Origin of the sequence: Kitasatospora sp. NPDC101157, from assembly GCF_044768255.1 — a bacterium.
Lineage (GTDB): Bacteria > Actinomycetota > Actinomycetes > Streptomycetales > Streptomycetaceae > Kitasatospora.
In genome coordinates this window covers 39040-59094 of the sequence record NZ_JBIWPL010000010.1, presented here as the reverse complement: position 1 = coordinate 59094, position 20055 = coordinate 39040, and the positions used below count along the sequence as shown (strand labels likewise).

At 72.6% G+C, this 20055-nt stretch carries 16 protein-coding genes and 1 other RNA gene; 2 read left to right on the top strand and 15 right to left on the bottom strand.

Annotated features, from left to right (window positions below):
• Nucleotides 1-38: 38 nt before the first annotated feature.
• The 6 genes from ACIRVF_RS21115 to ACIRVF_RS21090 all read right to left on the bottom strand — a co-directional run bounded on the left by ACIRVF_RS21115 (nucleotide 39) and on the right by ACIRVF_RS21090 (nucleotide 7488).
• Nucleotides 39-2369, bottom strand: a complete 2331-nt coding sequence (locus tag ACIRVF_RS21115) for a xanthine dehydrogenase family protein molybdopterin-binding subunit (RefSeq protein WP_402819742.1) — start codon at nucleotides 2367-2369, stop codon at nucleotides 39-41.
• Nucleotides 2366-3664 (bottom strand): 2Fe-2S iron-sulfur cluster-binding protein, encoded by a 1299-nt coding sequence (locus tag ACIRVF_RS21110; protein WP_402819739.1) that lies wholly within the window; start codon nucleotides 3662-3664, stop codon nucleotides 2366-2368. The genes ACIRVF_RS21115 and ACIRVF_RS21110 overlap by 4 nt, the downstream gene beginning before the upstream one ends.
• Nucleotides 3661-4527 (bottom strand): xanthine dehydrogenase family protein subunit M, encoded by an 867-nt coding sequence (locus tag ACIRVF_RS21105; RefSeq protein WP_046385723.1) that lies wholly within the window; start codon nucleotides 4525-4527, stop codon nucleotides 3661-3663. The genes ACIRVF_RS21110 and ACIRVF_RS21105 overlap by 4 nt, the downstream gene beginning before the upstream one ends.
• A gap of 318 nt (nucleotides 4528-4845) precedes the next feature.
• Nucleotides 4846-6456, bottom strand: a complete 1611-nt coding sequence (locus ACIRVF_RS21100; RefSeq protein WP_402819736.1) for a beta-N-acetylhexosaminidase — start codon at nucleotides 6454-6456, stop codon at nucleotides 4846-4848.
• Between the two features lie 88 nt (nucleotides 6457-6544).
• Nucleotides 6545-6823 carry a DUF3039 domain-containing protein gene (locus ACIRVF_RS21095; protein ID WP_030283993.1) on the bottom strand — a complete coding sequence of 93 codons (279 nt, stop codon included), beginning with the start codon at nucleotides 6821-6823 and terminating at the stop codon, nucleotides 6545-6547.
• Nucleotides 6824-6894: 71 nt separating this feature from the next.
• A complete protein-coding gene (locus ACIRVF_RS21090; RefSeq protein ID WP_402819733.1) occupies nucleotides 6895-7488 on the bottom strand; it encodes a YqgE/AlgH family protein in 594 nt (197 codons plus the stop codon).
• A 299-nt stretch (nucleotides 7489-7787) separates the two neighbouring features.
• Here ACIRVF_RS21090 and murA point away from each other — a divergent pair, with 299 nt between their 5' ends.
• Nucleotides 7788-9128: a UDP-N-acetylglucosamine 1-carboxyvinyltransferase gene (gene murA / locus ACIRVF_RS21085; RefSeq protein WP_030283988.1), complete on the top strand. Its 1341-nt coding sequence runs from the start codon at nucleotides 7788-7790 to the stop codon at nucleotides 9126-9128.
• A gap of 69 nt (nucleotides 9129-9197) precedes the next feature.
• On the opposite strand, the gene ACIRVF_RS21080 is transcribed toward murA, so the two are convergent.
• From ACIRVF_RS21080 to ftsE, 8 genes are all read right to left on the bottom strand, one after another.
• The gene (locus ACIRVF_RS21080; protein WP_030059737.1) at nucleotides 9198-9479 is read right to left on the bottom strand and encodes an HU family DNA-binding protein; all 282 of its coding nucleotides are present in this window, start codon (nucleotides 9477-9479) and stop codon (nucleotides 9198-9200) included.
• Between the two features lie 509 nt (nucleotides 9480-9988).
• Complete coding sequence (locus ACIRVF_RS21075; protein WP_402819730.1) at nucleotides 9989-11458, bottom strand: NAD-dependent malic enzyme; 1470 nt, start codon at nucleotides 11456-11458, stop codon at nucleotides 9989-9991.
• A gap of 348 nt (nucleotides 11459-11806) precedes the next feature.
• On the bottom strand, nucleotides 11807-14110 hold the full coding sequence (locus tag ACIRVF_RS21070) for a HelD family protein (RefSeq protein WP_402819727.1): 2304 nt from the start codon (nucleotides 14108-14110) through the stop codon (nucleotides 11807-11809).
• A 162-nt stretch (nucleotides 14111-14272) separates the two neighbouring features.
• Nucleotides 14273-14654: a transfer-messenger RNA gene (gene ssrA / locus ACIRVF_RS21065) on the bottom strand.
• A gap of 86 nt (nucleotides 14655-14740) precedes the next feature.
• Nucleotides 14741-15220 carry an SsrA-binding protein SmpB gene (gene smpB / locus ACIRVF_RS21060; RefSeq protein ID WP_402819724.1) on the bottom strand — a complete coding sequence of 160 codons (480 nt, stop codon included), beginning with the start codon at nucleotides 15218-15220 and terminating at the stop codon, nucleotides 14741-14743.
• A 64-nt stretch (nucleotides 15221-15284) separates the two neighbouring features.
• Entirely contained in the window at nucleotides 15285-16424 is a 1140-nt protein-coding gene (locus tag ACIRVF_RS21055; RefSeq protein WP_402819721.1) for a S41 family peptidase, read from the bottom strand.
• A 113-nt stretch (nucleotides 16425-16537) separates the two neighbouring features.
• Nucleotides 16538-17449, bottom strand: coding sequence for a permease-like cell division protein FtsX (gene ftsX / locus ACIRVF_RS21050; RefSeq protein WP_380415786.1), 912 nt, complete (start codon nucleotides 17447-17449; stop codon nucleotides 16538-16540).
• A gap of 77 nt (nucleotides 17450-17526) precedes the next feature.
• The gene (ftsE, locus tag ACIRVF_RS21045; RefSeq protein WP_030059730.1) at nucleotides 17527-18216 is read right to left on the bottom strand and encodes a cell division ATP-binding protein FtsE; all 690 of its coding nucleotides are present in this window, start codon (nucleotides 18214-18216) and stop codon (nucleotides 17527-17529) included.
• Between the two features lie 368 nt (nucleotides 18217-18584).
• On the opposite strand from ftsE, the gene ACIRVF_RS21040 reads away from it, so the two are divergent.
• Nucleotides 18585-18779, top strand: a complete 195-nt coding sequence (locus ACIRVF_RS21040) for a hypothetical protein (protein WP_030059729.1) — start codon at nucleotides 18585-18587, stop codon at nucleotides 18777-18779.
• A 96-nt stretch (nucleotides 18780-18875) separates the two neighbouring features.
• On the opposite strand, the gene prfB is transcribed toward ACIRVF_RS21040, so the two are convergent.
• Nucleotides 18876-19988, bottom strand: a complete 1113-nt coding sequence (gene prfB, locus ACIRVF_RS21035; RefSeq protein ID WP_380415783.1) for a peptide chain release factor 2 — start codon at nucleotides 19986-19988, stop codon at nucleotides 18876-18878.
• Nucleotides 19989-20055: the final 67 nt, after the last annotated feature.

Sequence of the window (20055 nt, the reverse complement as noted above, 5' to 3'; positions counted from 1 at the left end):
CCGTTCCGGATCCGCGCATTCGGATCCGGATTCCGCGCTCAGGCCGTGACGGCGTCCTCCGCCCGGATCGGCAGCCGGCCGACCGGCAGGCCGGTGGCGGCCCGGACGGCGGCGGCGACGGCCGAGGGCGCGACCACCGCGGGCACCGCGCTGACCGCCTTGGCGCCGAAGGTGGCCACCACGTCCCGCTCCTCCAGCAGGGCGGCGATCCGCACCTCCGGGGTGTCCAGCGAGGTGGGCATCCGGTAGCCGGTGAGCGAGGGGTTGCCCAGCAGCCCGCCCGTGGTCTGGAGGTCCTCCATCAGCGCCAGGCCCACGCCCTGGGCCACGCCCGCCTCGATCCGGTCCTCGATCTGGCGCGGGTTGAGCGCCCGGCCGACATCCTGGGCGACGGTCATCTCGACCACCCGCACGGCTCCCAGCTCGATGTCCACGTCCACCACCGCGCGCATCGCGCAGAAGGAGATGGAGACGAAGGCGTCGCCCTGCCCGGACTCGTCCAGCGGCTCGGTCGGGTGCGGGCGGCACTGGGCGGTGGCCCAGAGCTCCTTGCCCTCCAGCGCCTCGGCGACCGGCATGCCGAGCACCCCGTCGTAGGAGGTGATCTTGCCGTCGGCGATCTGCAGCAGTTCCACCGACATCCCGAAGTTGGCCGCGATCGGCTGCAGCAGCTGGTGACGGACCATCAGCGCGGCCCGCTCGACCGCCCCGCCGGACACCCAGGTGTGCCGGCCCCGCGCGGAGGGCCCGGCGATCGACTGGTCGCTGTCGGCCGGCGCGATGTAGACCTCGCTGACGCCCAGCACGGTCTGCACGATCTGCCGGGCCAGCGTGGCGAAGCCCTGCCCGGCGTCGACGGCCGCGCAGATCACCGTGGCGTGATCGCCGCTGACCCGCACGGTGGCGGTGGAGACCTCGTCCTCGCCCTCGGCGCCCAGCATGTGCACCATGCCGACGGCGTAGCCGATCCCGCGCCGCACCGCGGCCGGGTCCCCGGCGCCGCCCGGCCCGCCGGGCAGCAGCCACTCGGCGTCCGGGTCGTCCACCGGCAGGGCCGGCAGCGGCTCGGCGGCCACCGCGTCCAGCAGCGCCTTCACCGGCGCCGGGCAGGTGACGGCCTGTCCGGTGGGCAGCGGGTCACCGGTGGACATCGCGTTCCGGCGGCGGATCTCCACCGGGTCCACACCGACCCGGGCGGCCAGCTGGTCCAGCTGCGACTCGTACGCGAAGCAGGCCTGCAGCGCGCCCTCGCCGCGCATCCGCCCGGCCGGCGGGTTGTTGGTGCGCACCGCCCAGGCGTCCACGAACACGTTGGGGCAGACGTAAGGGCCGACCGAGAAGGCCGTCGCGGCGGCCAGCGCCTCGGCCGAGACGTCCGCGTAGGCGCCGCCGTCCAGCAGGATCTGCGCCTCCACCTTCACCAACTTGCCCTCGGCGTCGGCGTGGTGGCGGTAGCGCAGGAGGGCGGGGTGGCGCGAGGGGTGGGTGTGGAAGGACTCCTCGCGGGTGAGGGTCATCTTCACCGGGCGGCCGGTGCGCAGCGCCAGCAGCGCCAGGGTGACCTGGAAGGAGAGGTCCTCGCGGTCGGTGGTGGCGCCGGGCACGCCGGTGACCACCAGTCGGACCCGGTCCGGCTCCAGACCGAGGCAGGCGGCGGTCCGGTCGCGGTCACCGTGCGGGTCGGTGGAGGACAGGTGCAGCTCCACCCCGCCGTCCGGGCGCGGCACGGCCAGCCCGGCCTCGGCGCCGAGCGGGGCCGGGTCCTGCCGGCCGACCTGGTAGAGGCCCTCGACGACGATCTCGCCGACCGCGTCCGGGTCCCCGGTGCGCAGCGGCAGGTGGCGGAACAGGTTGCCGTCCGGGTGCAGCGCAGGGGCGGTGAACGCCTGCTCGGGGTCGGTGACCGCCTCCAGCGGCTCGTAGTCGACCGCGATCAGGCCGACCGCCAGCCGGGCGGTGTCCGGGTGGTCGGCGGCGACGGCCGCGATCGGCTCGCCGTGGTGGCGCACCACGCCCGCGGCCAGCACCGGCCGGTCGGCGACGATCGGACCGGCCGGGGCGCCGTCCGGCAGGCCGTCCGGGCCGGGCGGCAGGTCGGCGGCGGTGACCACGGCGTGCACCCCGGGCAGGGCGAGCGCGGCCGAGGTGTCGATGCCGCGGATCCGGGCGTGCGGATGCGGCGAGCGCAGCACCGCGCCCCACAGCAGCCCCTCGGCCCACAGGTCGGCGGCGTACGGGTAGATGCCGAGCGCCTTGGGCAGCGCGTCGCTGCGCAGCGGTGAGCTGCCCAGGCCGAAGGGTTCCGGTGCGGCGCCGCCCTCGCCGCCGTCCTGCTGGAGTGCTGCGCCGATGTCGGTAGGCGACGTCATGATGCGTGGTCGTCCTCGGGGAGCCGGATGCCGTGGGCGGGGGTGGCGCCGTAGGGGACGCCGAGGGTCGGGGCGCCGGGCGGCCCACCGCCGTCGGCCGGGGCACCGTGCGGGTCCGGGTACGGGATGCCGTGCGGGTCCGGGTACGGGGTGCCGTGCGGGGGCGTGCCGTCGTGGACGGCGCCGGGCAGCGGGGTGCCGTGCGCGGGGGTGGGCTCGTAGACCGGCGCGTCGTAGCCGGTGTCGTAGCCGGTGTCGTAGCCGTTCTGCTGCTGGCCGTCCGGGTAGCCGGCCGGCACGTAGGTGCCGTGGGCGGGGGTGGCCTGGTACGGCTGCTCGGGGTAGCCCTGCGGCTGGTAGTACACCTGGTCGTCGGCGGCCTGGGCGGGGATGCCCGGCTGCATCGCCGTCAGGGCGGAGGTGTCGTACACGCCGGTGTCGTACACGCCGGTGTCGTAGCCGCTGTCGCCGTACGGCTGTTCGGCCGGCGGCTGGTCCTGCGCCTGGGCCTGGTCGGGGGCGGCGGCGGGCTCGGCGGGCGGCTGGGGGACGTGCTCGATCCAGGCCTCGGCGGCGGCGTGGACCGGCGGCACGACGACCGGCTCGGGCTCGACGGCGGCCGGCTGCCCCACGGCGGCGGCCTGTTCGGCGGGCGCGGCGGAGGTGCCCGGCGCCCCGGCCTCGGCGGACGGTTCGGCGGCGGCCTCCCCGGCGGCGGTCGCGGCGGCCCGCTCCGCCTCCTCGGCCTCCAGCGCGCGCGCGTCCGCGACGGTCTGGACGGCGGCCAGCACGCCGCGGTAGCCGGTGCAGCGGCAGAGGTTGCCGCACAGCGCCTGCCGGGCCTCGACCTCGGTGGGCCGGTGGTTGCGCTGGAGCAGGTCGTGCACGGCCATCGCCATGCCCGGGGTGCAGTAGCCGCACTGCACGGCGCCGGAGGCGGCCAGCGCCTGCTGGACGTCGCTCGCGGCGCCGCCGGCCGACAGGCCCTCGACGGTGTTGATCTCGCTGTCGGCGGCCAGCGCGGCGGGCACCAGGCAGCCGGCCACCAGCTGGCCGTCCACCTGCACCGAGCAGGCCCCGCACTCGCCCTGCTCGCAGCCGTCCTTGGCGCCGGCCAGGCCGAGCCGCTCGCGCAGCACGTAGAGCAGGCTCTCGCCGATCCAGGCGTCGGTGACGGGCCGTTCGAAACCGTTGACCCGCAGCGTGTAGGAGGCGCACGGGCGCAGCTCCCGGCTGACCTGCGGAGCGAGGCCGAGCGGATCGGCGTCGAGGGTCTCGATGGGGTCTGTTGTCACTTCAGCGCCCTTCCCAGTGCCCGTCGGGCCAGCACCGATACGGTACGCCGCAGCCGAACGGCGGCCGCCGTCGGCCCCTCGGTCACGGCCTCCCAGGCGCCCTCGGCGCCGTAGTTGTCGGGGACGCAGGCGGCGGCCACGTACTCGCCGAAGGCGGCGCCGGCCGCCGGGTCGATCTCCCGGCTGCCGTCCCAGTCGATGCAGCCGGCCACCCAGGCCTCGGCCTCCAGCGGGCGCAGCGGCACCGGGGCGACGGCGCCGACGGCGCAGCGCACGGCGCGCCGGGCCGGGTCGAGGACGAGCGCGACGGAGGCGGTGGCGCGGGCCGGGCCGCTGCGGCCGGTGGCCTTGAGGAAGACCTGCGGCGCGTGCAGCAGCGGGACCCGCACCCAGGTGAGCAGTTCGCCGGGGCGCACCGGGTCGAGGCCGGTCAGCAGGTGACTGACCGGCACCTCGCGGCTGGCGCCGGCCCGGGCGAGGGTGACGGTGGCCTCCAGGGCGGCGAGCACCGGGAGGGTGTCGCCGGCCGGGGCGGCGGTGACGATGTTGCCGCCGAGGGTGCCGACGTTGCGGACCTGCGGCGGGCCGGCGGTGCGGGCGGCGTCGGCCAGGGCGGGGATGAGCGCGGCGAAGTCGGGGCGGTCCATCCGGGCGTGGGTGAGTCCGGCGCCGAGCACCGCGGTGCCGCCGTCCTCGTAGCGCCAGCCGCGCAGTTCGGTGATCCGGCCGAGGCCGACCAGGGCGGCGGGGCGCAGCCGTCCGGCGTTGACGGCCTCCATGAGGTCGGTGGCTCCGGCCACCGGTACCGCGGCCGGGGCGGCGGCCAGCGCGTCGACGGCCTCGTCGAGCGAGGCCGGCAGCATGATCGTCCGGTTCACCTGGGTCCCACCGTGCTCCACTTGCTCATCGATCGCCTGCCGCCCGCGGCCGCGGCCGCACTGTCCGCGTCAGCAGCCCGGCCTGGCCGTAGGGTACGGGCGATCGGGCCGGGTTGGGCAACTCTGGCACACAATGCTCGATGATCATTTCGGGACCGGTGAACGGGACTGCCCGATTGGGACGGATACCGGGCGGTATCTGCCCCGACTCCGATCGAGCCGGGGCAGATGTTCATCTGTTCTTGACGTCAGATGACCGCCCATAAGTTCCCGGTGGTCACATCGGCGCACCGGGGCACCGCCTCAGCGCACCGGCGGCGGCCCCTCGATCGGCCGTCCCGCCACCCCGGGCCGACGCTGCCACGGATGCGGCCCGTCCATCGGGCGGTACTCCACGCCCAGCGCGTCCAGCACCTCCAGGTGGCCGCGCAGCCGGCGCTCGAAGGCCGGGTAGTCGCGCTCGGCCGGGTCGGCGGGCAGTTCGGACCAGGCGACCTCGGCGAAGGCGACCAGCCGGGGGAAGACCCGGTAGTCGACGTCCCGGGCGCTGTCCGCGAACTCGCTCCACAGGTTGGCCTGGGTGCCGATGACGTGCCGGGCGGCGGCCTCGTCCAGCTGCGGCGGGACCGGCTCGAAGCGGTAGACGTCCTCCAGCGTGCGCACGAAGCCGACCGGGACCGGCTCGTCCGGCCCGTCCGCCTGCCGGTGGTCGAGGTAGACGTGCTGCTCGGGGCACATCACCACGTCGTGCCCGGCCCTCGCGGCCGCGATCCCGCCGCCGAACCCGCGCCACGACGAGACCGCCGCACCGGGCGCGAGCCCTCCCTCCAGGATCTCGTCCCAGCCGATCAGCCGGCGGCCGCGCTCGGCCAGCCACCGGTCGAAGTGCCGGATGACGTGGCTCTGCAGCTCGTCCTCGTTGGCCAGGCCCAGCTCGCGGATCCGGGCCTGGGCGGCGGCGCTCTCCTTCCACTGCTCCTTGGGGCACTCGTCGCCGCCGAGGTGGACGAACTCGGACGGGAACAGCTCCAGGACCTCCTCCAGCACCCCCTCGAAGAAGCGCAGGGTCTCCTCGGAGGCGTTGAGCACGTGGTGGCTCACCCCCCAGTCCGTCCAGACGCCGAGCGCGGAGGTGTCCACCGCGTCGGTGTTGCCCAGCTCGGGGTAGGCGGCGACGGCGGCCTGGGTGTGGCCGGGCAGGTCGATCTCCGGAACGACGGTGACCCCGCGCGCAGCCGCGTAGCCGACGATCTCGCGCAGGTCGTCCTGGGTGTAGTAGCCGCCGTGCGGGCGGTCGTCCCGGCGCTGCGCGGACCGGTAGCCGACCATCGAGCGCTCCCGCCAGGCGCCGCGCCCGGTCAGCCTCGGATAGCGCTTGATCTCCACCCGCCAGCCCTGGTCGTCGGTCAGGTGCAGGTGCAGCACGTTGAGCTTGTGCGCCGCCAGCAGGTCGACGAAGCGCAGCACGTCGGACTTGGGCAGGAAGTGCCGGGCGACGTCCAGCAGCGCGCCGCGCCAGCCGAACCGGGGCGCGTCCGCGATGTCCGCGCCGGGCAGCACCCAGCCCTCCCGGCGCAGCGGGGAGCGGCGGTACGCGTCCGGCCCGAGCAGCTGCCGCAGGGTCTGCGCGGCCCAGAGCGCGCCGGCCGGGCCGCCCGCGGCGAGCAGGGCGTGGCCGGGGCGCACCGCGATCCGGTACGCCTCGGCGGCCAGCGCGTCGTCCAGGGCCAGTTCGATGCCCGTACCCGGCCGGCCCGGGCCGAACGGGAGCCCGGTGGCCGCGGACAGCGTGCCGCGCAGCCACCGCTCGGCGTCGGACAGGCCGGGCGGCGCGGTCAGCGTGGTGGTGGCGTCGAGCGGGAAGTCCTCGTCCGGGCGCCGGACGGCACTCGAAGGTGCGGGAATGAGGTCCATTCCGACATCCTGCCCAGGCCCGCCACGATTGGCATAGACCACTTCGGAAACGCGGTGCTATGCAAAACGACGTCCCGTGGACGGACGGCTACTGCTTGTCGCCGTCGCCGCCCTGGGGCTTGCCGATGCCGTCGTAGATCTCCTTGCACATCGGGCAGACCGGGTACTTCTTCGGGTCGCGCCCGGGCACCCACACCTTGCCGCACAGCGCCACGACCGGGGACCCGGAGAGCGCGCTCTCCATGATCTTGTCCTTCTGGACGTAGTGCGCGAAGCGCTCGTGGTCGCCGTCCCCGTGGGACACCTGCGGGACGGGCTCGACCAGGGTGCCGGTGCCGAGGCCGCGCTCGGGCTCAAGAGTGCTCATGAGTGCCAAGTCTATGGGCGCCGCCGGAAACCGGGCCAGTGTCGCGCCGCCGCCCGGCCCCGGGCGGCCGCTCAGTTCATCGTCGGGTCGTCCGGGTAGGTCGCCAGCAGCGCCAGCGGACCGCGCTGGCGGCGCAGCACCGCGCGCCACAGCCGCTCCGGCTCGGGGCTGGAGACGTCCCCGGGCTCGCAGTCCACCAGGTACCAGGCGCCGGTCTCCAGCTCGGCCTCCAGCTGGCCCGGGGACCAGCCGGCGTACCCGGCGAAGATCCGCAGGCTCCCCAGCTCCCCGGCCAGCACCTCGGGCGGCGCCTCCAGGTCCACCAGGCCGATCGCGCCGTGCACCCGCCGCCAGCCGAGCGGCTCGCCGGAGCCCGGCTCCCCGGGAGCGACCGCCAGGCCGAGCGCCGAGTCCAGCGCCACCGGACCGCCCTGGAAGACCACCGCCGGCTGCCCGACGAGTCTTCCCCAGCCGTCCAGGACACTGCCCACCTCGACCGGCGTGGGCCGGTTGAGCACCACGCCGAGCGCCCCCTCGGCGTCGTGGTCGAGGAGCAGTACCACCGCACGGGCGAAATTGGGATCGGTGAGCACGGGCGTCGCGACGAGCAGACGGCCGGTGTGCGACCGGCCTCCGTGCGAATGGGCCGCCGTCATGCCACACATGATCCCGCAGAACGGCACCGGTCGGACACCGCAACACTCGAAACCCCGCCGCGCCGGACGAACACCCGTACGGCCGAACCGGCGGGCGTGAGCGGGGCCGGAGAGAGCACCATCACGGGAGAGGCTCACGGGAACCATCGGGACGCCTACTACCATCTACGGATGGTGGACGCCCCTCTACGGTGCCGACTCGGATTCTCCGGGGGCCCGAACGCGCCCGTACGCCCGTACCACCGGTCCACCAGCGGTTCCGTACCGGAGCCGTTCCCACTCCTCTGGCACCCCGGATTGCGAGAACGATGACCGACGACGTCCTGCTGGTCCACGGCGGAAACCCGCTCGAAGGCGAGATCCGCGTCCGCGGAGCGAAGAACCTGGTCCCCAAGGCCATGGTCGCCGCCCTCCTCGGCCAGGGCCCCAGCAGACTGCGCAACGTCCCGGACATCCGCGACGTCAAGGTGGTCCGCGGCCTGCTGCAGCTGCACGGCGTGACCGTGCGCACCGGTGACGAGGACGGCGAGCTGATCCTCGACCCCTCGCACGTCGAGAGCGCCAATGTGGCCGACATCGACGCCCACGCCGGTTCCTCGCGGATCCCGATCCTGTTCTGCGGCCCGCTGCTGCACCGTCTCGGCCACGCCTTCATCCCGGGCCTGGGCGGCTGCGACATCGGCGGCCGGCCCGTCGACTTCCACTTCGAGGTGCTGCGCCAGTTCGGCGCCACCATCGAGAAGCACCCCCAGGGCACCTACCTGGTCGCCCCGCAGCGGCTGCGCGGCACCAAGATCGAGCTGCCCTACCCCTCGGTGGGGGCGACCGAGCAGGTGCTGCTCACGGCCGTCCTCGCCGAGGGCGTCACCGAGCTGCGCAACGCGGCCATCGAGCCGGAGATCGTCGACCTGATCTGCGTGCTGCAGAAGATGGGCGCGATCATCACCCTGGGCACCGACCGCACCATCCTGATCACCGGTGTGGACGAGCTGGGCGGCTACACCCACCGCGCCCTGCCGGACCGCCTGGAGGCCGCCTCCTGGGCCTGCGCGGCGCTCGCCACCAAGGGCGACATCTACGTCCGCGGCGCCCGCCAGCTGGAGATGATGACCTTCCTCAACACCTTCCGGAAGGTCGGCGGCGCCTTCGAGGTGGACGACGAGGGCATCCGCTTCTGGCACCCGGGCGGCGAGCTCAAGGCGATCGCCCTGGAGACCGACGTCCACCCGGGCTTCCAGACCGACTGGCAGCAGCCGCTGGTGGTCGCGCTGACCCAGGCCACCGGGCTGTCCATCGTGCACGAGACGGTGTACGAGTCCCGCCTGGGCTTCACCGGCGCGCTGAACCAGATGGGCGCGCACATCCAGCTCTACCGCGAGTGCCTGGGCGGCACCCCGTGCCGCTTCGGCGCGCGCAACTTCCTGCACTCCGCGGTCGTCTCCGGCCCGTCCAAGCTGATCGGCGCCGAGCTGGTCATCCCGGACCTGCGCGGCGGCTTCTCGTACCTGATCGCGGCGCTGGCGGCCGAGGGCACCTCGACCGTGCACGGCATCGACCTGATCAACCGCGGCTACGAGAACTTCATGGAGAAGCTGCGGGACCTCGGCGCCCACGTCGAGCTGCCCAGCGAGCAGCTGGTCGACGCGTAACGGCCGACGCACGGCGAGAGGCCGGGCTCCCCGCGGGGAGCCCGGCCTCTCGGGCGTTCAAGGGGTGACTCAGGCGCCCTTGGCGGCTTCCTTCAGCTTGGAGCCGGCGCTGACCTTGGCGCTGTAGCCGGCCGCGATCTGGATCGGCTCACCGGTCTGCGGGTTGCGGGCGGTGCGGGCAGCGCGGTGGGTGCGCTCGAAGGTCAGGAAACCGGGGATGGTGACCTTCTCGTCGCCCTTGGCGACGACCTCGCCGACGATCTCGGCGAAGGCGGCCAGAACGGCGTCGGCGTCCTTGCGGGTCACCTCGGCGCGCTCGGACAGCGCGGCCACCAGCTCACTGCGGTTCATGTGTACTCCTGTGGTCTGTTCGCTTGCGGTGTGCGGGGGCCCATCGGTGCTCCCACCGGGGGGCACCCGGATGGGCCGCAGGTCCGCACACTGTGCTCATGCAGGCAATGCGTGGTCGCAGGCCGGGTCCGAACCCGATGCCGCGCGCCGGAGCCGTCGAAGGCCCGCCCGCCCGCCTGGGAACGAATCCTGCCCCGACCGGCCCCGAGAAAGCCAATCGGGCCCCGGCCGAGCCACCCGAACAACGCCCGCCCGTTGGAGGTGTGACGCTCCGTCGGCTCCGGCGGACCGGGCGCGGGCGGCGGTCAGGACGACACGCCGGAAGACCAGGGGGACGTTCCGTACTTGTCGGACACGCCTGCCCCGTGCAGGGCTACCGTACGCCCTAGGCACGACAAGCCCAAACACGCCCCTCGCCCTTGTGTCGCAAGGGTTCGGGGCGGGCTTGGGCGAGTATGGCCGCTAATCGGACATTTGACCGATCGACGACACGTCGTCGAGTGCCGTCCTCAGAGCTTGACGACCGGGAACGCGGAGGTGTCGAGGGTGCCGACGATGCCGGGGGTCGGACGGGCCGGGGCGGGCGCCTGGGCGTCGGCCAGGGCGGCGTCGCGCACCGCGGCGGCGACGGTCTTGGCGACGTCCTTGTGGAAGACGCTCGGGATGATGTAGTTGGCGTTCAGCTCGTCGTCGCCGACGGTGGTGGCCAGCGCCCGGGCGGCGGCGATCATCATCTCGGTGTTGACCGTACGGCTCTGGGCGTCCAGCAGGCCGCGGAAGACGCCCGGGAACACCAGCACGTTGTTGATCTGGTTCGGGAAGTCGCTGCGGCCGGTGGCGACCACGGCGGCGGTCTGCCGGGCGACGGCCGGGTCGACCTCCGGGTCCGGGTTGGCCAGCGCGAAGACGATGGCCTGCTCCGCCATGGTGGCCAGGTCGTCGCCGTCCAGGACGTTCGGGGCCGAGACGCCGATGAAGACGTCGGCGCCCGCCACGGCCTCCTTGAGGGTGCCGGTGCGGCCCGAGCGGTTGGTGTGCTCGGCGATCCAGCGCAGGCTCTCGTTGAGGTCGTCACGGCCCAGGTGGACCACGCCGTGGACGTCCGCGACGGTGGCGTGCTCGACACCGGCGGCCAGCAGCAGCTTGAGGATCGCGGTACCGGCGGCGCCGGCGCCCGACATCACCACGCGGATGTCGCCGATCTCCTTGCCGACCACCTTCAGCGCGTTGGTGAGGGCGGCCAGCACCACGATCGCGGTGCCGTGCTGGTCGTCGTGGAAGACCGGGATGTCCAGGGCCTCGCGCAGCCGGGCCTCGATCTCGAAGCAGCGCGGCGCGGAGATGTCCTCCAGGTTGATGCCGGCGAAGCCCGGGGCGATCGCCTTGACGATGGCGACGATCTCGTCGGTGTCCTGGGTGTCCAGGCAGATCGGCCAGGCGTCGATCCCGGCGAAGCGCTTGAACAGGGCCGCCTTGCCCTCCATCACGGGCAGCGCGGCCGCCGGGCCGATGTTGCCCAGGCCCAGCACCGCCGAGCCGTCGGTGACCACCGCGACGCTGTTGCGCTTGATGGTGAGGCGCCGGGCGTCCTCGGGGTTCTCGGCGATCGCCATGCAGACCCGGGCGACACCCGGGGTGTAGATCATGCTGAGGTCGTCACGGTTGCGGATCGGCAGCTTCGAGGACATCTCGATCTTCCCGCCGAGGTGCATCAGGAAGGTTCGGTCCGAGACCTTGCCGATCGACACGCCGTCGATCGCCCGCAGCTTCTCGACGATCTCCTCGCCGTGCGCCACGGAGGAGGCCGCCACGGTCACGTCGATCCGCAGCGCCTCCAGACCGGAAGCGGTGACGTCGAGACCGGTGACCGATCCGCCGGAGGACTCCACGGCCGTGGTGATCGCACTGACCGCGTTGCCGCGGGCCGGGACCTCCAGTCGCACCGTGATCGAGTTGGAGACACTGGGCACCGTCGCCATCGACGCTTCCTTCTTCCGTCTGTCCCGCAGGCTCAACATTTTGTTGAAGGCATCGCCTGCGCATGCTAGACCTCGATCGTCGCACCTTCCAAGGGATTGCCAGAAATAACGTTCATTGAGTGTGCGGATCCGACAAGCGGGCCCGGCCGCCCGCGGTCTTCCGCCCTCCACTCCTTGCCTCTGCGGGCCGATGCGTTACATTGGACAGGCACCGGCTCGATCCAAGCCCCCGGGCCCAACCTTCGTCCCTCAGAGGGACCACTTGCCGCGAGGCGAGCATGGCGGGTCGGTGTTCTAAACGTCTGAAGGCCCCTCACCACCGGTGAGGGGCCTTCGTCATGGGGCGGGTCAGCCGTGCAGCAGCGCGGGCACGCCGGCCGCGTCCGGCAGGTCGTCCGGGCCGGACAGCACGGTCAGCCGCTGGGTCGCCCGGGTCAGCGCCACGTACAGCACCCGAAGGCCTGCCTCCGACTCGCCCGCGATGCCGGTCGGGTCGGCGACCACCGTCGCGTCGTACTCCAGGCCCTTGGCCTCCAGGCTGCCCAGCGCCACCACGCGCTCGCCCAGGCCCTCGGCCCAGCCCGCGGCCTCGGCCCGGCGGTCCATCGGCACCACGATCGCCACCGTGCCGTCCACCTCGCCCAGCAGAAGCTCCAGCTCGGCCCGGGCGGCCTTGCCGAAGGCCTCCGGCGAGGGGTCGGTGACGGCCGCGAAGCGCGGCTCCACGCCGACGTGGCGCACCGCGCTCGGCGAGGGCGTGCCCGGCGCGGCCAGCGCCAGCACCTTGGCCGCGACCTCGGCGATCTCGGCCGGGTTGCGGTAGTTGACGGTCAGCGTGAAGCGGCGGCGCGGCTTGCCGGCCAGCACCTCGTCCAGCGCCGCCTGGGCCTCCTGCGGGAACGGCCAGGAGGACTGCGCCGGGTCGCCGACGATGGTCCAGGTGGCCATCCGGGACCGGCGGCCGATCATCCGCCACTGCATCGGGGTGAGGTCCTGGGCCTCGTCCACGATGACGTGGGCGTACTCCTTGCGCTCCACCGGCTGGCGGTCGCGCTGGCGGGAGCTGCGGTCGGCGAAGGTGGTGACCTCCTCCAGGCCGCTCAGCAGGTCCACCGCGTCCACCTCGCGGACCTTCGGACGGGCCGGCTCGCCGAGCAGCACCTGCAGCTCGTCCACCAGCGCCACGTCGTGCGCCGACAGCGCCCCCTCGCCCTCCGGCGACAGGTGCCGCCAGGAGGCGGCCAGCAGCCTCGCCTCGTCCGGGGTCACGGCGCGGCGGGCGATCCGGTTGGTGTGCCGGGCCTGCTTGAGCGTGCCGAGCACCCGGCGCGGGCTCAGGGCCGGCCACCAGGCGTCCAGGAAGTCCAGGAAGGACGGCTCGTCCGAGACGTAGTCGTCGAAGGACTCCTTCTCCTCCTGGCGCTGCTCCCGGGCGTAGTGGTCGGTGGGCCTGGGCAGGTGCCGGGTGGCCTCCTGCCACAAGGCGTCCAGCAGCAGCCGGCGGGCGCGCGGGCGCAGCAGGTTCAGCGGGGTGCCGCCGGAGCCCACCACGTTGCCGCGCACGGCCCGCAGCCGGCCCGCGTCCAGCTTCAGCACCTCGCCGCGGGCGACCACCTTGAGCTCCTGCGGGGCGCCCAGCTCCAGGGCCGCCCGGGCGGCCCTGCGCAGCAGCTGCACCATCCGGGCCGAGCCCTTGACCCGGGCCGCCTCAGGAGTGTCGTAGGTGCCCGCCTCGATGCCGTCCACCAGCGAGCCGACGGCGCGGATGGCGACCTGGCCCTCCTCGCCGAGCGAGGGCAGCACGCCCTCGGTGTAGGAGACCAGCAGCGGGGTCGGCGAGACCACCAGGATGCCCCCGGCGTAGCGGCGGCGGTCCTGGTAGAGCAGGTACGCGGCGCGGTGCAGGGCGACGGCGGTCTTGCCGGTGCCGGGGCCGCCGGTGACGAGCGTGGCACCGGCCGCGGCGGCGCGGATCACCTCGTCCTGCTCCTTCTGGATCGAGGAGACGATGTCGCGCATCGAGTGGCTGCGGGCGCGGCCCAGCGAGGCCATCAGCGCGCCGTCGCCGACCACGGCCAGCTCCTCGCCGTCCAGGGTCGGGGTGAGGTCGGGGCGCAGCAGGTCGTCCTCGACGCCGATCACCTTGCGGCCCTTGGAGCGGATCACCCGGCGGCGGATGACCCGGCCCGGCTCGACGGGGGTGGCGCGGTAGAACGGCGCGGCGGCGGGCGCCCGCCAGTCGATCACCAGCGGGCCGTACTCGGCGTCCAGCACGCCCAGGCGGCCGATGTGGAGGGTCTCGGCGACGGCCGGGTCGGCCGGGTCCAGCGGGGTGTCGGACGGGATGCCGTGCTCCTCCGGGGCGTCCGCCTGCTGGAGGTCGATCCGGCCGAAGAGGAAGTCCTCGAACTCGTTGTTGAGGCGCTGGAGGTGCGCGCCGGCCCGGTAGACCTGGGCGTCGCGCTCGGCGAGGGCGCCGGGGGTGCCGACGTGGACCCGCTTGGCGGCGTCCTCCAGGATGTACTCGGCCTCGGCGAGCTTCTCCTCCAGCCGGTGGTAGACGGTGTCGAGGTGCTGCTGCTCACCGGCGATCTCGCGCTCGCGGACGGTCTCGTGATCGGTGATGGGGGTGGTGTCCGTGTTGCTCTGCATGGCCTCGGGGTTTGCGGCGGGGTTGCGGCGGAATCCGGCTCCGGAAAACGAGCGGACGGATGATCCTACGCCCGGGTGGCCGGACGCGCCGCACCAGGACGGTAAAAGTTCGAAGGCCGCCCCCCGCGTGAGCGGGGAACGGCCTTCGGTGTGAACATGGGGTGGTGGAGATGCCGGGAATCGAACCCGGGTCCAGTGGAGTTAATTCAGGGCTTCTCCGAGCGCAGTCCGCTGTGCTTTTCTCGGCCCTGGCGGTCACGCGGACAAGCCGCCAACAGGCCCAGCTGCTGTTTGATTTCCCATCCGCCCCCGCAGCCCGGGCGGACGGTTGAGTTCCCTAGATTATGCCAGGGTCCGGGTCGGGAACTCCCCGGTCTGACACCCAAGCGCTATCGGTGCTTATTAGGCAGCGAGAGCGAACTGCTGGGAATCGCGCTTAGAGTTGGCGATTATTTTTTTGCGACACGTGGTTAACGAGATCATTGCCGCGTTCCTCGGCTCGCTTCCCCTGTTTCAACATCCCCTGTCGAAACCGATCATCCCCATGTTTTTTTGAGAAACAGCTCGGACGGCGACCGTCCGTGTTGCTTGCGCCATAGTACGCGAGGCGACGGGCGAGGGTCCAGCGGATTAAGCCCGCTGGCGCCGCCGGGCCGCCGCCACCGCGCGGGCCGCCTCGCGGGTGTCCTGCTTCTCGCGGAGCGTCTGGCGCTTGTCGTACAGCTTCTTGCCGACCGCGAGCGCGAGTTCCAGCTTGACCCGGCCGTCCTTGAAGTACAGCGACAGCGGGACCAGGGTGTGGCCCGCGTCGCGGACCTTGGTCTCGATCTTGCGGATCTCCAGCTTGTGCAGCAGCAGCTTGCGCTTGCGGCGGGCCGCGTGGTTGGTCCACGTCCCCTGGGTGTACTCGGGGATGAAGACGTTGTCGATCCACGCCTCGTGGTTCTGGATGTAGGCGTAGCCGTCGACCAGGTTGGCCCGCCCCTCCCGCAGCGACTTGACCTCGGTGCCGGTGAGGACGAGGCCGCACTCGTAGGTGTCGAGGATCGTGTACTCGTGTCGCGCCTTCTTGTTCTGCGCGATCAGCTTCTGTCCGGTTTCCTTTGCCATAGCGCGGTCATTCTCGCACTTCGGAGCCGGATCGGGCAGCTGCTTTAGGGACCCGTCCGGCCGGTCAGGAGCGCGTGCCGAGTCCGGCGAGCACGCGCAGGGCCAGCGCGTCGGCGTCCTCGCCCGCGGTGGCCGGGACGTCCGGGTTCAGGCCGGTGCCGTCCAGGGAGCGCCCGGCCGGGGTGTGGTAGCGGCCGACGGTCATCTCCAGCACGGCGCCGTCGGCGAGCCGGCTGGGCTGCTGGACGGTGCCCTTGCCGAAGGTCCGCGAGCCCACCACCACGGCGCGGCTGCGGTCCTGCAGGGCGCCGGCGAGCAGTTCGGCGGCGCTCATCGTGCCACCGTCCACCAGGACCACCAGCGGGGTGCGCGCGTCACCGCCGGGCGGGGCGGTCAACTCCCGCGTCCCGCCGCGCTCCTGGTACGAGCCGACCGCTCCGCCGTCCAGGAAGCTCCCGGCGGTGCCGACCGCCTCGTCCACCAACCCGCCGGAGTTGCCGCGCAGATCGAGCACCACACCGGTGTGCGGGGCGCGCAGCGCGGCGCGCACCTGGTCGGCCACGCCGCTGGTGAAGGCCCGGACGGTGATCCGCAGCACACCGTGGTCCAGGTGCTCCGCGGTGACCTGCCGGCTGTCCAGCAGCACCCGCTGCAGCCGCAGTTCGCGCACCTCGCCGTCGCCGCGCCGCACGGCCAGGGTGACCTCGGAGCCGGCCCGGCGCTCGTCGCCCTGCCCGCGCAGCCGGGCGACCACCTCGGTGACCGGCAGCCGGTCGGCCTGGTCCGGGCCGATCCGCAGCAGCCGGTCGCCGGGGGCGATCCCGGCCCGGGCGGCCGGTCCGGCCGGGACGACCTGGGAGACCTCGGTGACGCCGTCCTCGCCGCGGCCGACCGACAGGCCGACGCCGGGGTAGCGGCCGTCCAGGCCCTGGCTGAACTCCGCGTACTCCTGGGCGGTGTAGTAGGCGCCCCAGCGGTCGCCGCCGGCCGCGAGCAGGTGCTCGGCCTGCTGCTCGGACAGCGCCCGGCCGGACGGGTCCGCCGGGAGCCCGGCGGACGCCGCCGGGGCGTGGTCGGCGGAGGGGCGGCGCGGCGGGTCGCTCGGGTCGCCCCAGGCGCCGGTGGCCGCGCCGGCCAGCAGCACGGCACCGAACACCAGGCTGAGGGCGGCCACCTGACGCGCCCTGCGCGGAGTTTGCAGCATGGCACCGGAGTGTAGACACCGCGCCGTGCGCGGCGGGCCGGAACGAGTGGGGGTGGAACGGCGACGGCCCCGTACGGCGCAGTGCCGTACGGGGCCGAAGGAACCTGCGGGGGTCAGACCTTGAGGTACTTGCGCAGCGTGAAGAACGCCGCGATGCCGGCCATGCCCATACCGACCACGACCAGCAGCGGGATCACCGCCAGCACCGAGCCGAGGCCGATGAAGTGGATGAACTGCACCCGGTCGGCCAGCCAGTTCTGGACGAAGAAGTGCCCGCCGATCAGCAGTCCGGAGGCGAGCGCCGCACCCAGCAGCGCGGAGAACGCCGCCTCGGCGATGAACGGCATCTGGACGTAGAAGTTCGAGGCACCGACCAGGCGCATGATGCCCGTCTCGCGCCGCCTGCTGTACGCCGACACCCGGACGGTGTTGACGATCAGCAGCAACGCGACGAAGAGCATCAGCACCATGATCACGAAGGCCGCCGTCTGCAGACCGTTGAGCAGGCCGAACAGGTTCTCCAGGATCTTCCGCTGGTCCTCGACCGACTTGACGCCCGGCTTGCCCGCGAAGGCGCTCTGGATGACGTCGTACTTGGTCGGGTCGTTGAGCTTCACCCGCCAGGACTGCGGCATGGCGTCCGGGCCGAGGACGGAGATGAGCGGGTTGTCCGGGTTCATCTCCTTCCAGTGCTTGTACGCCTCGGCGGAGCTCTCGTAGGTGGACGACTGGACCACCGAAGTCATCTTGTCCAGCTGGTCCTTGATGTCCTGGACCTGCTGGTCGGTGGCCGCGCCCTTGTCGCACTGCGGCGAGTTGCGGGCGTCCGCCTTGGTGCAGAAGTAGATGCTCACCTCGACCTTGTCGTACCAGTACCCCTTCATGGAGTTCACCTGGTCGCGGACCAGGAGCGAGGAACCGGCGAGGGCGAGGGAGAGCGCGACGCTGACCACGACCGCGATGGTCATGGTCAGGTTGCGTCGGAGACCCACACCGATCTCCGACAGGACGAACTGGGCACGCATGCGGGAAACAACTCCAGGGTCGGTACTGCGCGGTCTGGCGGTCGGGCCGGCGGCCCCACGGGGTCAGCGCTGGTGGATCAGTGCTGGTAGCCGTAGACGCCGCGGGCCTGGTCGCGGACGAGCAGCCCCTTGTCGAGTTCGATGACCCGCTTGCGCATCTGGTCGACGATGGCCTGGTCGTGGGTGGCCATCAGCACCGTGGTGCCGGTGCGGTTGATCCGGTCGAGCAGCTTCATGATGCCGACCGAGTTCTGCGGGTCGAGGTTGCCGGTGGGCTCGTCCGCGATCAGCAGCATCGGGCGGTTCACGAACGCCCGGGCGATCGCCACGCGCTGCTGCTCACCACCGGACAGCTCGCCCGGCATGCGGTCCTCCTTGCCGCCGAGGCCGACCAGCTCCAGCACCTCGGGCACCACCTTGTTGATGGCGCTCTTGGGCTTGCCGATCACCTCCAGCGCGAAGGCGACGTTCTGCGCGACCGTCTTGTTGGGCAGCAGGCGGAAGTCCTGGAAGACGGTGCCCAGCTGGCGGCGCATGTGCGGCACCTTCCAGTTGGACAGCTTGCCCAGGTCCTTGCCCAGCACGTGCACGGCACCCGTGGACGGGCGCTCCTCGCGCAGGCACAGGCGCAGGAAGGTGGACTTTCCCGAGCCGGACGAGCCGACCAGGAAGACGAACTCACCCTTCTCGATCTCCAGCGAGACGTTGTCCAGGGCGGGACGGTTCTGCTTGGGATAGGTCTTGGAGACGTTGTCGAATCTGATCACGGCTGCATCACGGAGGCCATCCTAGGCGGCGCCAGTCCTCGGTCGGTCCGCCCCGGAGGCCCGGTCCGGCGGCGGGCGATGGGAGCGCGGAGGGCCGCTCCCGGTCTGGGACCATACGCGAACCCGCGACCGCCCCGCAGGGACAGCCGGGGAGGGGCCCCGGAATCTGGGGGAGAATGTCCACTTGTGCCCCGATAATTGCGAGCCATCTCACAGCCCGGGAGCCGTGAGCGCCAGAACCTGGCAGAGTGGAGGTGGCGTCCGTGTCCGGCCGCTCCCCCGTACAGGGCAGACTCCCCCGTACAGGTAAGAAGAGGGAACCAAAGCCCCGTCCGGTGCGTTGGCTGTAGCAGCGAGGAGGAGATCGCATGACGTGCGACCATCTGGTGTGCGCCAACTGCAACGGCCGCGTCAGCGACGGGCGTTGCCCGGTGTGCCGCGCCAACCGGGCCCGGCTGCAGGAGCAGCAGGGGCCGTTCGCCGCGCTCTCCCCCGCGATGCTGCTGGCCCTGCTGGCCGGGCTGCTCGCGGTGGCGCTGATCGCGCGGCAGGCGCTGGCCTGAGGCCCCCGACCACACGGAAGGCCCCCGACCGTCGCGGTCGGGGGCCTTCTGCGTGGGTCCGGGCTGCGGGTGTCCGGGCTGCGGGTGTCCGGGTGCCTACTCGGCGCTGGTCTCGCGCTGCTTGCGCCAGCGGATGCCGGCCTCGATGAAGCCGTCGATGTCGCCGTCCAGGACGGCCTGCGGGTTGCCGGCCTCGTACGCGGTGCGGACGTCCTTGACCATCTGGTACGGGTGCAGGACGTAGGAGCGCATCTGGTTGCCCCAGGAGCTGCCGCTGTCCTTCAGCGCGTCCATCGCGGCCTTCTCCTCCTGGCGGCGCCGTTCGAGCAGCTTGGCCTGGAGGACGTTCATCGCGGACGCCTTGTTCTGGATCTGCGAGCGCTCGTTCTGGCAGGACACCACGATGCCGGTCGGGAGGTGGGTGATGCGCACCGCCGAGTCGGTGGTGTTGACGCCCTGGCCGCCGGGGCCGGAGGCGCGGTACACGTCCACCCGCAGGTCGCCCTCGTCGATGTCGACGTGGTCGGACTGCTCGACGACCGGGAGCACCTCGACGCCGGCGAAGGAGGTCTGCCGACGGCCCTGGTTGTCGAAGGGCGAGATGCGGACCAGGCGGTGGGTGCCCTGCTCGACCGAGAGGGTGCCGTACGCGTACGGGGCCTTCACGGTGAAGGTCGCGGACTTGATGCCGGCCTCTTCGGCGTACGAGGTGTCGTACACCTCGGTGGGGTACCCGTGCCGCTCGGCCCAGCGCAGGTACATGCGCATCAGCTGCTCGGCGAAGTCGGCGGCGTCCACGCCACCGGCCTCGGCACGGATGTTGATCAGCGCCTCGCGGGCGTCGTACTCGCCGGAGAGGAGGGTGCGGACCTCCAGCTCCTCGACGGCCTTCTGCAGCGAGACGAGCTCGGCCTCGGCCTCGGCGCGGGTGTCCGCGTCGTCCTCGGCCTCGGCCAGCTCGAACAGCACGCCCAGGTCGTCGATGCGGCCGCGCAGGCCCTCGACGCGGCGCAGTTCGCCCTGGAGGAAGGAGAGCCGGCTGGTCACCTTCTGCGCGTTCGCGACGTCGTCCCACAGGGTGGGGGCGGCTGCCTCCTCCTCCAGGACCGCGATGTCGGCCCGGATCTTGTCCAGGTCGAGGACGGCCTCGATCGACCCCATGGTCGTATCGAGGTTCTTGAGCTCTTCGGAAGGATCGACGGCTGCCACGCCCCCAGCGTAATGGTTCCGGGGGTGGTCATGACGACACCCCCGTTCCGGGAGGGGACCGGAGGGG